Here is a 12842-nt window from a genome sequence, read left to right as displayed (position 1 = left end):
CAACCAACCAACCAACCAACTCGCCCCAGCCAATCCGTTATCGACATCCCAACCTGTCACTCTGTATTGATGGGCACCTGTGATAACAAGAGCACGCTCCATCACCTCCTATCCCCTACCCCCAACGAATTACCCTGACGGGCAGATGTGAGCAGTCAACGCCATCTCAAGAGCTAAAGGTGTGATAAACAGGATAAGCGAAGCCTCGCTAACGCAACGCAGCAGAACTGCCGACTGGCGTACGTGCAGGGCCAATCGGCTGGCAGAGACAGCGCAATGATAATGCGCAGAGAAAGCGGGAAAGATTGTAAGTGAAGAGAGTTGTTGCACCGGTTGCTCAGCCGACACATCAGCAGTTGCCACGATGCAAAGATAAAAAAATGGCAGCCATCTGGCTGCCATTGGGAGAGCACGATTCAGCGATCAGAGGGTCGCAGCGACTTCATCGGAGATGGAGCCGTTGTGGTAAACCTCTTGCACGTCGTCCAGATCTTCCAGCATGTCGATCAGACGCATCAGCTTGGGTGCAGTTTCTGCATCCAGCTCAGCTTCGGTGGAGGGGATCATGGTCACTTCGGCGCTCTGGGCCTTAAAGCCGGCAGCTTCCAGACCATCCAGCACGGTACCGAAGTCGTTCGGGGTGGTGTACACCTCGATGGTGCCATCCTCTTCGGTGACCACGTCATCGGCGCCCGCTTCCAGCGCGGCATCCATCAGGGCATCTTCGTCTACCCCAACGAAGGTCAGCAGACCTTTCTTGCTGAACAGATAGGCGACGGAGCCGTCGGTACCCAGGTTGCCACCGCACTTACTGAAGGCGTGGCGCACTTCGGCTACGGTACGGTTACGGTTATCGGTCAGGCACTCTACCATCACGGCAGAGCCAGCCGGGCCGTAACCTTCGTATACGATGGTCTCGAGCTGTTCACCATCGCCACCACCAGCGCCACGCTGAATGGCACGGTTGATGGTGTCGCGGGTCATGTTGTTGGTCAGGGCGGCAGTCACCGCAGCACGCAGACGCGGGTTGTTGGCCGGATCGGCATCACCCAGACGCGCGGAGGTAGTGATTTCGCGGATCAGCTTGGTGAAGATCTTGCCACGCTTGGCGTCCTGAGCGGCCTTGCGGTGTTTGATGTTGGCCCATTTACTGTGACCTGCCATAGAGACTCTCCGTTATTTTTTAAATGTCAGTAACACTGATCATGACTAACCCAAGGGAAACACAGAGGCCGCACGGCGGCGGCCTCCGGTGCCGGTATCGGCTTACTCGTCGCCCTTGACGGTGGTTGCAATCGCCAGCTCACCCAGTTGGGCGGCATTGGCAAGGCTGGGGGCGTCTGTCATCAGACAGGCAGCAGCGGTCGTTTTAGGGAAGGCGATGACGTCCCGAATGTTTTCGGTGCCGGTCAGCAGCATGCTGAGACGGTCCAGACCGAAGGCCAGACCGGCGTGCGGCGGGGTACCGTACTTCAGCGCATCCAGCAGGAAGCCGAACTTCAGGCGCTGCTCGGCCGGGGTGATACCCAGGATGTCGAACACGGTGGATTGCATCTCGCTGTTGTGGATTCGGACAGAGCCGCCACCCACTTCGTAGCCGTTGATCACCATGTCGTAGGCGTTGGCGTAAGCACCCACAGGGTTGGCTTTCAGCTCGGCCGGGCTCATGTTGCTCGGCGCGGTGAACGGGTGGTGCATGGCGGCCAGACCACCTTCACCATCTTCCTCGAACATCGGGAAGTCGATGACCCACAGCGGTTTCCAGCTGTTCTCCAGCAGACCCAGATCGCGACCCACTTTCAGACGCAGGGCGCCCATGGCATCGCAGACCACTTTCTTGCTGTCAGCACCAAAGAAGATGATGTCGCCGTCGGCTGCGCCGGTACGGGCCAGGATCTCGCGCACGATGGCGTCAGAGAGGAACTTGGCAACCGGAGACTGCACGCCTTCGATACCATTGGCCGCTTCGTTGACCTTCATCCAGGCCAGGCCCTTGGCACCGTAGATGCCGACAAACTTGGTGTATTCGTCGATCTGCTTGCGAGAGAGCTCGGCACCGCCCGGGACTTTCAGGGCAGCCACACGGCCTTTCGGATCGTTGGCGGGGCCCGCGAACACGGCGAACTCGACAGCAGTCAGCAGATCAGCCACATCGACCAGCTCCATTGGCAGACGCAGGTCCGGCTTGTCGGAGCCGTAGCGACGCATGGCTTCGTCGAAGGTCATGATCGGGAAGTCGCCCAGATCCACGTTCAGGATGTGCAGCCACAGTTTGCGGATCATCTCTTCCATCACTTCACGCACTTGGGGCGCGGTCATGAAGGAGGTCTCCACGTCGATCTGGGTGAATTCCGGCTGGCGGTCGGCACGCAGGTCTTCGTCACGGAAGCACTTGACGATCTGGTAGTAGCGATCGAAGCCGGACATCATCAGCAACTGCTTGAACAGCTGGGGTGATTGCGGCAGAGCGTAGAACTTGCCCTTGTGCACGCGGCTCGGCACCAGATAGTCACGGGCACCTTCCGGGGTGGCCTTGGTCAGCATCGGGGTCTCGATATCGAGGAAGCCGTGCTCGTCCATGAAGCGGCGTACGAAGGCGCTGGCCTTGGCACGGGTCTTCAGGTACTTGGCCATCTCGGGACGACGCAGATCCAGGTAGCGATACTTGAGGCTGATCTCTTCGCTGTTGACCTGATTGAAGTCCAGCGGCAGCGGCTCGGCACGGTTGATGATGTTGAGTTCGTGAGCGAACACTTCGATGGCGCCAGTGGCCATGTCGCTGTTGCGCTGGGACTCGGGACGGGTGCGCACCACGCCGGTCACCTGGATGCAGAACTCGCCGCGCAGCTCGGAGGCCAGGGCGAACGCGTCCGGCTTGTCCGGATCGAAGAACACCTGAACGATCCCTTCCCGGTCGCGCATATCGATAAAGATCAGACCGCCGAGATCACGACGACGATGAACCCAACCGCACAATGTAATGGTCTGCCCTGCATGGGCCTCATTGACCTGTCCGCAATAGATAGAGCGCATGGACTTCTTCCTTCGAAATTGTAGAGAGACGGTTAACCTTGGGCCGCCGGGCACGACTGGCAAGCACCGTCTGTCTCACAGCTGGCCAGATTCTTTTTCTTACCCGGTTTGAAATCAGTCTCGTACCATCCGGTTCCCTTGAGCCGGAAGCCTGCCGCCGATATCAGCTTGACCAGATTCGGCTTGCTACAGGCCGGACAGTCGGTCAGGGGGGCATCGGAAAGCTTTTGCAGTTTTGCCAATTCATGGCCACAGACGTCGCAACGATATTCGTAGATAGGCATGGGTCACAAGAAATTGAAAAACAAAAGGGCTGGCATTATAGAGGAAAACCCCCTTTTGGGTAAAATGGCCAGCAGCCTCCTTTCGCCAGTTTTTTGCACTCGATGGCAAAAAGCGGGCAAAAAATCGGCACGAATGCACCAAGAGCGAAGAGAATAGCCATCATGAGCCTCTATTTGGGCCTGCCACAGTGGTCCCACCCCAGCTGGCCCGGCCAGTTGCTGGGCCTTGGCGCCAAGCCTGCCGAACACCTCGCCCACTACGCCACCGTGTTCAATTCGGTGGAGGGCAATACCACCTTCTACGCCCTGCCGACCCCCGATACGGTACAGCGCTGGGCCGATGCGGTGCCCGATCACTTTCGTTTCAACTTCAAATTTCCGCAAACCATCAGCCACCAGAGCGATCTGGTGAGCGCAGACAAACAAGTAGCCGACTTTATTCGCCTGCTCGCCCCGCTGCACGACAAGCTGGGGCTGCTCACCCTGCAGTTGCCCGCCCGTTTTGGGCCAGAGGGGCTGGCCAGACTGGCGGCCTTCATCGATCGGCTGCCACGGGCGTTTCGCTACGCCCTCGAAGTGCGCCACCCTGAGTTCTTCGCCAAGGGGGAGGCCGAGCGGGCATTGAACCGGCTGCTCATGGAACAGGGGGTGAACCGGGTGATGCTCGACAGCCGGCCACTCTTCTCGGTGCCAGCAACCACGCCAGCCCTTGTCGATGCCCAAGGCAAGAAGCCACGCCTGCCGGTACATCTACTGGCCACCGCCAACGCCCCCATGGTGCGCTTTATCGGCCTGCCGGATCCGGCGGCCAATCACCCCTTCCTGCCCAGCTGGCTCCCCCACTGGCGCCAGTGGCTTTCCGAGGGCAAGGCTCTCTACCTCTATATACATACTGCCGACAACGCTCAGGCACCTGAGCTGGCCCGCCAGATCACCCGCTTGCTGGAGCAGGAGATGGCCCCCTGGCCGGGGGAAAACGATCGCGCACGGCAGGGAGTGCTGCGCTTTTAGCCAACCCATTCTGCGGCCATCGTTTCGCTGTAAAAAAAGTACTTTTTTGTGGCGTGGCAAGCCCTGGCGTCAAGACAAACGGCCATCAATCCTCTACACTACCGCCCCAAGTAAGGGTCCGGAACATGGCCCGTACGAACAGGACAGGTCCAAAGGATTTCATGACCAGCCACCCCGTTCGTAAACAGGTGATAAATCTACTCTGATGGGTGTCACCCAACGACTCAATTGAACAATACAGCCGGGTGATGTCCCGACTGTCAGGTTGCGCCAGCATGCATACCAAAGATCAAATTTTTGCCGCCCCGATCGCCCGATTGGGAGACTTCTGTTTTGACGAACAGGTCGTCGACGTATTTCCCGATATGATCCAGCGCTCGGTGCCGGGTTACAGTAACATCATCTCTGCCATCGGCATGATGGCCGCCCGCTACGCCCAACCCGAGAGCCGACTCTATGATCTCGGCTGCTCACTGGGCGCCGCGACCCAGGCGATGCGTCGCCATGTCAGCCAGCCCGGCTGCCGCATCACCGCGGTGGATCTCTCCCATCCGATGATCGAGCGCGCCCGCGCCCACCTCTCCGGTTTCAAATCCGAGGTGCCGGTTGAGCTGGTGGAAGCAGATATCTGCGACATCGAGATCGAGAACGCCTCCGTGGTGGTGCTCAACTTCACCCTGCAATTTGTCGAGCCGGAGAAACGGGCCGCCCTGATCCAGCGCATTCACGATGGTCTGCGCCCGGGCGGGATCCTGATCCTGAGCGAAAAGTTCCGCTTCGAAGATGAACCGGTCAACGAGCTGCTCATCGATCTGCATCTCGACTTCAAGCGGGCCAATGGCTACAGCGAGCTGGAGATCAGCCAGAAACGCACCGCCCTTGAGAACGTGATGCGCACCGACAGCCTGCCGGTGCATCAGGCCCGTCTGCGCGACGCCGGTTTCGTCCATCAGGATCTCTGGTTTCAGTGCTTCAACTTCGGCTCCATGATTGCCATCAAATCCAGCGACGCCCAGCCATGATCGACTTTGCCAATTTCTATCAACTGATTGCCAAAAACCGGCTGAGCCACTGGCTGCATACCCTGCCCGCCCAGCTGCACGCCTGGCAACATGACAACCAGCATGGCGACCTGCCGCGCTGGAACCGCGCCCTCAACAAGCTGCCGGTGGTCTCCCCCGGCAACATCGAGCTGAAAAGCCGGGTCGAGATTGGCTCAGCCGAGAGCCTTGGCGAAGGGGAGCGCAAGAAGGTCGAGAGCCTGCTGCGCCACTTCATGCCCTGGCGCAAAGGGCCGTTCACCGTACACGGCATCCATATCGATACCGAGTGGCGCTCTGACTGGAAGTGGGATCGGGTGCTGCCCCATATCAGCCCGCTCGAAGGCCGTTACGTGCTGGATGTGGGCTGCGGCAGCGGTTACCACCTCTGGCGCATGGTGGGTGAAGGGGCCAAGCTGGCGGTCGGCATAGACCCGAGTCCGCTGTTCCTCTGCCAGTTCGAGGCCATTCGCCACTTCGCGGGCAATGATCAGCGCGCCCACCTGTTGCCGCTCGGTATTCAGGAACTGCCGGAGCTGCGTGCTTTTGACACCGTCTTCTCGATGGGGGTGCTCTATCACCGCAAATCCCCCATCGAGCACATCGAGCAGCTGCGCAATCAATTGAAAGATGATGGCGAGCTGGTGCTGGAGACGCTAGTGATTGACGGCGGGGTCAACGACGTGCTGATGCCCACCGACCGTTACGGCAAGATGCGCAACGTCTGGTTTATTCCCTCAAGCCGCGCCCTCAAGCTGTGGGTCGAGCGCTGCGGCTTCACCGACGTGCGGATAGTAGACGAGAATATGACCAGCACCGACGAACAGCGTCGTACCGACTGGATGATTAATGAATCCCTGAGTGACTATCTGGATCCAGACAATCCGGCACTCACGGTAGAAGGACACCCGGCGCCGAAACGTGCCGTACTGATTGCCCGCAAGGCCAAAGACTAGCCGATGGCGATTCAGGAAGTTACACTGACCCAATTCCAGGAAGCACAGTTAAATGAATGACATGAAAAGCAAATTAAAAGGAATGACCCTGCTCTCCCTGCTTAGTCTCGGCGGGTGTGTCAATATGGAAAAAGCGCCTCAGGTCCCTGCTCTGACGCTGGCCGAGCTTCGTAGCGAGCTGAGCCAGAGCGAGCAGCGCCTGCAAACATCCATGGAACAGCAACAGAAGCAGTATGTGCAGCAACAGCACCTGCTGGTTCAGCTCAACACAGATGTCACCAATATGAAAGAGTCCGTCAAGCAAGTAGACCACAAGCTCGCCACCCTCCCCTCCGAGCCGCCCAAGCCGATGGCCATCCCCACCGAGAAGTGCCCGGCCCCCAATCAGGGTCACACCATCGATGGCAAGCTGATGGTCGGTGAAGCCGAGTGGATCTGGGTTGATGCGGCCAACGACGCCTTCCAGGCGCGGGTCGATACCGGTGCGACCACCTCCTCCATCAGTGCGCAGGAGATCACCATTTTCGAGCGCAACGGCAAAAACTGGGTGCGCTTCTTCCTGAGCCATCAGGAAGTAGACGACAAGATCCAGATCGAAGCGCCGCTGGTACGCCATGTGCGGGTGCGTCAGGCCTCTGCCGACGATCTGGACCGCCGTCCGGTAGTGCGTCTGGCTGTGCGCATTGGCGACATGACCGAGAAAGCCGAATTTACCCTGAAAGACCGTAGCGACATGACCTTCCCTGTGCTGCTGGGTCGCGAATTTTTGAAAGACATCGCCGTGGTTGATGTGGCCCGCGAATATATCCAACCCAAACCCAAGCTCAAGGATGTGAAATAATCCATGGTTTCCCGTAAGCCGTTCTATTTGCTGGTAGCCCTGCTGTACATTGTCGGCCTGGGGATGACGATCTATCACCATATCGCGTTGGATGTGCCGCTGACGCCCGGTGAAAAGCGCCAGATCTGGTCCATCGAAGCCAAGCTGGAGTTTGAGGCGACCGGTGAGCCGGTGATCGCCTCCCTGGCCATTCCGGGCACCCAGCCCGGTTTCACCCTGATGAACGAGAACGCCGCCAGCCCCGGCTACGGCCTCTCCTTCGTCGAGAAAGATGGCGATGCCCGCGCCGAGTGGTCCATCCGCACCGCCTCTGGCCGTCAGGAGCTCTACTACCGCGTCGACATGATGGCGGATGCCCACGCCAAACCGGCCGCCAATCCGCAGCCGCCTGCCATCGAGAAGCAGATCGAGAGTGAGCCTTATGCCACCGCGATGAAGCAGATCCTCGAGCGAGCCCAGGAGCGCTCTGCCGACGGCTACACCCTGACTCGCGAGATCATCAAGGAGATCGAGAAGCAGGAGCAGAACGCCGAGCTGCTGAAAAAGCACAAGAGCCGCGCCAACCTGATCGCCGAGCTGCTCAACAATGCTGACGTCCCCACCCGCGTGGTGCATGCTCTGAATCTGGAAGATGGCCGCCGTCGTCAGGAGCTGGTGGATTACCTGCAGGTATTCAACAGCCCGACCGACTACAAGCTGTTCAACCCGCAAACCGGTGAACAGGGTCGTCCGGCCAACCTGCTGCTGTGGGAATATAACTCCGGCGCCCTGCTGGACGTGACCGGTGGTCACAACTCCCGTGTCAGCTTCTCGATGATCGAGCAGGAGCAGCCGGTCAGCGTTGCTCTGGCCCAGAAGTTCGAAAAATCAGAGATGATGAACTTCTCCATCCACAGCCTGCCGCTGGAAGAGCAGACCCTGTTCAAGGGCTTGCTGCTGATCCCGATCGGCGTGCTGATGGTGGTGTTCCTTCGGGTGCTGGTGGGGATCAAGACCTCAGGTACCTTTATGCCGGTGCTGATCGCGGTCGCCTTTATCCAGACCTCGCTGGTCACCGGTCTCATCGGCTTCCTGCTGATCGTCGGCACCGGTCTCATCATTCGCTCCTATCTGTCTCGGCTTAACCTGCTGCTGGTCGCCCGAATATCGGCCATCATCATCATGGTTATCTCGATGATCGGTATCTTCTCCGCGTTCGCCTTCAAGCTGGGGCTGACCGACGGTATGAAGATCACCTTCTTCCCGATGATCATCCTCTCCTGGACCATCGAACGGATGTCCATCCTGTGGGAAGAAGAGGGCCCGAAAGAGGTGTTCCGCCAGGGCGGCGGCTCTCTGCTGGTTGCCGTCATCGCCTATCTGGCCATGGATAACGAGCTTATTCGTCACCTCACCTTCAACTTCCTCGGCCTGCAGCTGGTGCTGATGGCGACCGTGCTGTTGATGGGTAACTACACCGGCTACAAGCTGAGCGAACTGAAGCGCTTCAAGCCGCTGGTGGACGAGATGAAATCTGGCGTCACCCCGGGTAAGGACAAGTAACCGATGTGGTTCTGGGAAAAATACACCACCCCGTGGAGCCTGTCCCAATCAGGCATCCTCGGCATGAACAAACGCAACCACTCCTACATCAGCCGCTACAATCCGCGCAGCCTCTATCCGCTGGTGGATGACAAGCTGCAGACCAAGCAAATTGCGCTGGATGCAGGGGTCACCGTGCCTGAGCTGATCGGTACCATCCGTGCCCAGCACGATGTGGGTCGCATCACCGAGCTGGTAAAAGATTGGCCGGGCTTCTGCATCAAGCCGGCCCGTGGCTCGGGCGGCAAGGGGATCTTGGTGATCCTGCGTCAGGAAGATGGCCTCTTCTATAAACCCAACGGCAGCGCCTCTACCGGTCAGGATCTGGAGCGCCATGTTTCCAACATTCTGGCGGGGCTCTATTCGCTTGGCGGCAAGCCCGACGTGGCTCTGGTGGAAGGCCTCATCAACTTTGATGATGTGTTCGACGGCTACTCCTTCGAAGGGGTACCTGATGCCCGGGTCATCATCTTCAAAGGGTTCCCGGTGATGGCGATGATGCGCCTCTCCACCGCCGCCTCCGATGGCAAGGCGAACCTGCACCAGGGCGCCGTGGGGGTGGGTCTGTGCCTGCGTACCGGTCGTGCCCTGCGGGCGGTGCAGTTTGGCAATCCGCTGCGCCACCATCCGGACACCGGCCTCGATCTCTATGAGCTCAAGGTGCCCCACTGGGATACCCTGCTCACCCTGGCCGCCTCCTGCTACGAGATGTCGGGTCTGGGTTATATAGGTACTGACATGGTGCTGGACAAGTTCCGCGGCCCCATGCTGCTGGAGCTCAACGCCCGTCCCGGTCTTGCCATCCAGATCGCCAACGGTCGCGGCCTGGTGCCCAATCTCAAGACTATCGAGAAGCTGGGCCAGGTTAAGATGAACGTGGAGCAGCGGGTCAATTTCGCCAAGGATCACTTCGGGATCTTTGAGGAATAACTTCTCCGCTTGTGAACTGAGCGCGCCTATGGCGCGCTTTTTTTATGGCGATTGTCTGTCGGCACATCCCGTTCCTAACCATAGGGTCAGCACCTCATTTCGAAACGACGAGTATGCAAGCGAACGGCAGCTTGGAATAGCGAGGAGAGCGATGGAACGATGGAACGATGGAACGATGGAACGATGGAACGAGAAGAGTGTGGCCACTATGTCAGAGGATGGATAAATCTCAGGTATAAAAAAACCGGCGCCAAGACGCCGGTTCTTCAAGGAGAGTACGACTCGATTACAGGGAGTCAGCATTCTCGGACAGGTACTTGGCAACGCCGTCCGGAGAGGCTTGCATACCTTTTTTGCCTTTTTCCCACTGAGCCGGGCACACTTCGCCGTGCTCTTCGTGGAATTGCAGGGCATCGACCATGCGCAGCATCTCGTCGATGTTGCGGCCCAGCGGCAGATCGTTGACAACCTGATGGCGAACGACACCGTTCTTGTCGATCAGGAAGGAACCACGGAACGCCACACCGGCTTCCGGATGCTCAACGTCATAGGCTTTGCAGATTTCGTGTTTCACGTCGGCGATCAGCGGGTACTTGACCTGACCGATACCGCCATCTTCCACTTTGGTGTTACGCCATGCGTTGTGGGAGAACTGGGAATCGATGGAAACACCGATCACTTCCACGCCACGCTTCTGGAACTCTTCATAACGGTGATCGAAGGCAATCAGCTCAGACGGGCAGACGAAGGTGAAATCGAGCGGGTAGAAGAAGACAACGGCAGCTTTGCCTTTGATGTGGGATGACAGGTTGAATGAATCAACGATCTCGCCATTACCCAGAACAGCTGCGGCGGTAAAATCGGGTGCGGGACGGCCTACCAATACCATATTCAATTCCTCTTTATGTGAAGTGAACAATCCGGTGAGGATTGGGCTACCTAGAGCCAAGTCCATCTAATTCAAGCGACAAACTATAGACCCGGTGGTAGATTAGTTAAATCAAATTAAATAGATAGCATTAATCGGGTTTTTCTATGCAACGTTGGCCCAGCCTCAAACAGCTGCAATATCTGGTCGCTCTCGATGAGCACAAGAACTTCAACCGCGCCGCCAAAGCCTGTCATGTCAGCCAGTCGACCCTGAGTACCGGGATCCAGACGCTGGAGGACATGATGAACCTGCAACTGGTGGAGCGGGACCACAAGAGCTTCATTATGACCCCGGTCGGCATGGAAATCGTCGAGCGCGCTCGCAATTTGCTCTCCGATGCGCGGGATCTAATGGAGCTCGGGCAACATCAGGGCGGCGTGATGCAGGGGACGGTACGTCTTGGCTGCATTCCCACCATCGCCCCCTTCCTGCTGAGCAAGCTGCTCAAAGAATGCAGCAAAACCTATCCTGACCTCGAATTGTTGCTGCGTGAAGACACCACCAGCAATCTGCTCAAGCAGCTGGAACAGGGTCAGCTCGACTTGCTGATCCTCGCCCTGCCCATCGAGATCGGGGGATTTCACTGCAAGACCGTCGGCCAGGATCCGTTCCACATGGTGATGCCCGCCAGCATGGCGGCCGGTCTGCATACCCCGTTCGACTACAAGGAGCTGCCCAACCAGAGCATCTTCCTGCTGGAGCGGGAGCACTGCCTCACCGAGCACGCAGTGAGCGCCTGCCGCCTGCGGGACAAGAGCAAGATCAACCCGTTTGCCGCCACCAGCCTGCACACCCTGGTGCAGATGGTGGAAGCGGGTCTCGGCACCACCTTCCTGCCGCAGATGGCCATCGATGCCGGCATTCTTGCCAACTCCGATCTGGTGGCCATCCCGCTGCCGGGAGAGACCTCCTATCGCGAGATTGGGCTGGTCTGGCGCCCTAGCACCACCCGGGTACAGACCTTCTACAAACTGGCCGAGCTGCTTAAACCGCTGATCAGCCACAACGAGTGACAACAAACGCCAGCCCTCGGGTTGGCGTTTTTCAGTTCCCCGCCACATTTTTCCTCTCGGAGACTAGGTCTGGAGCCAGATCCCTGTTTATGATGGAAAAGTTGTCGCGTGCCCTCCTGCCGCCAGAACGATTTGGCAGGATATGGCGTTCGATAAATGTCTCGTTTGGTAGACCCGTCCGTGGAGAGAGCCCGATGTATCGCAAGCTGCTGCTATCCTTGCTGACTCTGCTGCTGGCCGCCTGTTCCAGCACGCCGGAGCCGCCTCCGGCCCCCCGGCAGAGCAGTGCCTTTGATGGCTTCTACCAACAGTGGCGCGGTGTTCCCTACCGCATGGGCGGCGCCAGCCGCGCCGGGCTAGACTGCTCCGCCTTTACCCAGCTCGCCTACAGTCAGGTGCTGGGCTTCAACCTGCCAAGAACCACCGAATCTCAGGCCAGCATTGGCAAACCGGTGGATCGCTACCGGCTGCAACACGGGGATCTGGTCTTCTTCAAAACCGGCTGGCAACAGTACCATGTGGGGGTCTACACAGGTGCCGGCGAGTTTATTCACGCCTCCACCAGCAAGGGAGTGATCCGCTCCCGCCTCGACAACGTCTACTGGAACAGTCGCTACTGGCAGGCACGTCGGGTGACCCAGTAACCGCTCAAATGCCTGCTTGCGGCACAAGTTGCGTGCCGATACTCTCCGTCAATACCTGTCGCTATGTCGGGACACACAACCCGCGCTTATAACTCAATTGGACCCAAAGCCTGCATATCACACCATTTTGTGATAAGGTGGTGGCCAATTTTTAACACTTTTGCCTTTTTCTCATACGCTCTCTGTCCTGATTGACAACAAGCGAGGCGATAACAAGCAGCGCGCGGCGAAAGTGGAGTGTGGCGCAACACTGCCGGACGGGTGGCCCACAGCTGCAGTATCAAGGGTTAAATAGATAAGGAGATCGTGCAATGAAACAGTATCAAAGCTGGCTGGGGCAATACCTGATGAGTCGCCGTGACGGTGACCACGCCATGGCATGCGAGATGGCGAGTTCCATCTGCGAGTTCTGGCAGCAGCAGGGAGATGAAAACGAACTGGACAAGTGGCAGCAGATTTACCAGAACCATCTGGAAAAGACCACCTGATCCCGACCGTTGCCTTGCTGCCAGCCACGGTTGGCAGCAAGGCAACTCGCGACCAACCACCATCAGCCAACCCCTCTCCCCCAATTTTCC

13 protein-coding genes are annotated in these 12842 nt (G+C 58.4%); 9 read left to right on the top strand and 4 right to left on the bottom strand.

Annotated elements, in window-relative coordinates; all coding sequences use genetic code 11:
- Positions 1 to 423: 423 nt before the first annotated feature.
- The 3 genes from BN1139_RS01365 to BN1139_RS20695 form a co-directional block, all read right to left on the bottom strand.
- The gene (locus tag BN1139_RS01365; RefSeq protein ID WP_005337681.1) at positions 424 to 1164 is read right to left on the bottom strand and encodes a YebC/PmpR family DNA-binding transcriptional regulator; all 741 of its coding nucleotides are present in this window, start codon (positions 1162 to 1164) and stop codon (positions 424 to 426) included.
- Positions 1165 to 1266: 102 nt separating this feature from the next.
- Positions 1267 to 3033, bottom strand: a complete 1767-nt coding sequence (gene aspS, locus BN1139_RS01360) for an aspartate--tRNA ligase (protein WP_005337684.1) — start codon at positions 3031 to 3033, stop codon at positions 1267 to 1269.
- A 32-nt stretch (positions 3034 to 3065) separates the two neighbouring features.
- Positions 3066 to 3317, bottom strand: coding sequence for an FmdB family zinc ribbon protein (locus BN1139_RS20695; RefSeq protein ID WP_005337686.1), 252 nt, complete (start codon positions 3315 to 3317; stop codon positions 3066 to 3068).
- A 162-nt stretch (positions 3318 to 3479) separates the two neighbouring features.
- Here BN1139_RS20695 and BN1139_RS01350 point away from each other — a divergent pair, with 162 nt between their 5' ends.
- The 6 genes from BN1139_RS01350 (at position 3480) to BN1139_RS01325 (ending at position 9676) form a co-directional block, all read left to right on the top strand.
- Entirely contained in the window at positions 3480 to 4328 is an 849-nt protein-coding gene (locus BN1139_RS01350; protein ID WP_005353153.1) for a DUF72 domain-containing protein, read from the top strand.
- A 275-nt stretch (positions 4329 to 4603) separates the two neighbouring features.
- On the top strand, positions 4604 to 5350 hold the full coding sequence (gene cmoA, locus BN1139_RS01345; RefSeq protein WP_005353159.1) for a carboxy-S-adenosyl-L-methionine synthase CmoA: 747 nt from the start codon (positions 4604 to 4606) through the stop codon (positions 5348 to 5350).
- Entirely contained in the window at positions 5347 to 6324 is a 978-nt protein-coding gene (gene cmoB / locus BN1139_RS01340) for a tRNA 5-methoxyuridine(34)/uridine 5-oxyacetic acid(34) synthase CmoB (protein ID WP_013723597.1), read from the top strand. The genes cmoA and cmoB overlap by 4 nt, the downstream gene beginning before the upstream one ends.
- A 52-nt stretch (positions 6325 to 6376) precedes the next feature.
- Complete coding sequence (locus tag BN1139_RS01335; protein ID WP_005337698.1) at positions 6377 to 7165, top strand: ATP-dependent zinc protease family protein; 789 nt, start codon at positions 6377 to 6379, stop codon at positions 7163 to 7165.
- A 3-nt stretch (positions 7166 to 7168) separates the two neighbouring features.
- On the top strand, positions 7169 to 8707 hold the full coding sequence (locus tag BN1139_RS01330) for an inactive transglutaminase family protein (protein ID WP_005337699.1): 1539 nt from the start codon (positions 7169 to 7171) through the stop codon (positions 8705 to 8707).
- 3 nt (positions 8708 to 8710) lie between these two features.
- Complete coding sequence (locus BN1139_RS01325; RefSeq protein ID WP_005353164.1) at positions 8711 to 9676, top strand: alpha-L-glutamate ligase-like protein; 966 nt, start codon at positions 8711 to 8713, stop codon at positions 9674 to 9676.
- 286 nt (positions 9677 to 9962) lie between these two features.
- Here the strand turns inward: BN1139_RS01325 and BN1139_RS01320 are convergent, their stop codons facing one another.
- Complete coding sequence (locus BN1139_RS01320; RefSeq protein WP_005337701.1) at positions 9963 to 10565, bottom strand: peroxiredoxin C; 603 nt, start codon at positions 10563 to 10565, stop codon at positions 9963 to 9965.
- 146 nt (positions 10566 to 10711) lie between these two features.
- Between BN1139_RS01320 and BN1139_RS01315 the strand changes: the two genes are divergently transcribed.
- The 3 genes from BN1139_RS01315 (at position 10712) to BN1139_RS21575 (ending at position 12752) form a co-directional block, all read left to right on the top strand.
- A complete protein-coding gene (locus tag BN1139_RS01315) occupies positions 10712 to 11620 on the top strand; it encodes a hydrogen peroxide-inducible genes activator (protein WP_005337702.1) in 909 nt (302 codons plus the stop codon).
- Between the two features lie 194 nt (positions 11621 to 11814).
- A complete protein-coding gene (locus BN1139_RS01310; RefSeq protein ID WP_005337703.1) occupies positions 11815 to 12264 on the top strand; it encodes a C40 family peptidase in 450 nt (149 codons plus the stop codon).
- Positions 12265 to 12575: 311 nt separating this feature from the next.
- Complete coding sequence (locus BN1139_RS21575; RefSeq protein WP_005337704.1) at positions 12576 to 12752, top strand: hypothetical protein; 177 nt, start codon at positions 12576 to 12578, stop codon at positions 12750 to 12752.
- Positions 12753 to 12842 lie beyond the last annotated feature (90 nt).

Source organism: Aeromonas veronii bv. veronii (genome assembly GCF_000820225.1).
GTDB classification, from domain to species: Bacteria; Pseudomonadota; Gammaproteobacteria; order Enterobacterales; family Aeromonadaceae; genus Aeromonas; species Aeromonas veronii.
The sequence above is the reverse complement of the archived record's forward strand: the minus strand, read 5'-3'. Positions and strand labels throughout refer to the sequence as shown.

What these genes read in the sequence shown, in the direction of transcription:
- BN1139_RS01350 (WP_005353153.1), top strand. Translation starts at nt 3,480, where the DNA reads ATGAGCCTCTATTTGGGCCTGCCACAGTGGTCCCACCCCAGCTGGCCC.
- BN1139_RS01365 (WP_005337681.1), bottom strand. Translation starts at nt 1,164, where the DNA reads ATGGCAGGTCACAGTAAATGGGCCAACATCAAACACCGCAAGGCCGCT.
- BN1139_RS01320 (WP_005337701.1), bottom strand. Translation starts at nt 10,565, where the DNA reads ATGGTATTGGTAGGCCGTCCCGCACCCGATTTTACCGCCGCAGCTGTT.
- BN1139_RS21575 (WP_005337704.1), top strand. Translation starts at nt 12,576, where the DNA reads ATGAAACAGTATCAAAGCTGGCTGGGGCAATACCTGATGAGTCGCCGT.
- BN1139_RS01310 (WP_005337703.1), top strand. Translation starts at nt 11,815, where the DNA reads ATGTATCGCAAGCTGCTGCTATCCTTGCTGACTCTGCTGCTGGCCGCC.
- BN1139_RS01325 (WP_005353164.1), top strand. Translation starts at nt 8,711, where the DNA reads ATGTGGTTCTGGGAAAAATACACCACCCCGTGGAGCCTGTCCCAATCA.
- cmoB (WP_013723597.1), top strand. Translation starts at nt 5,347, where the DNA reads ATGATCGACTTTGCCAATTTCTATCAACTGATTGCCAAAAACCGGCTG.
- BN1139_RS01330 (WP_005337699.1), top strand. Translation starts at nt 7,169, where the DNA reads ATGGTTTCCCGTAAGCCGTTCTATTTGCTGGTAGCCCTGCTGTACATT.
- BN1139_RS20695 (WP_005337686.1), bottom strand. Translation starts at nt 3,317, where the DNA reads ATGCCTATCTACGAATATCGTTGCGACGTCTGTGGCCATGAATTGGCA.
- cmoA (WP_005353159.1), top strand. Translation starts at nt 4,604, where the DNA reads ATGCATACCAAAGATCAAATTTTTGCCGCCCCGATCGCCCGATTGGGA.
- BN1139_RS01315 (WP_005337702.1), top strand. Translation starts at nt 10,712, where the DNA reads ATGCAACGTTGGCCCAGCCTCAAACAGCTGCAATATCTGGTCGCTCTC.
- aspS (WP_005337684.1), bottom strand. Translation starts at nt 3,033, where the DNA reads ATGCGCTCTATCTATTGCGGACAGGTCAATGAGGCCCATGCAGGGCAG.
- BN1139_RS01335 (WP_005337698.1), top strand. Translation starts at nt 6,377, where the DNA reads ATGAATGACATGAAAAGCAAATTAAAAGGAATGACCCTGCTCTCCCTG.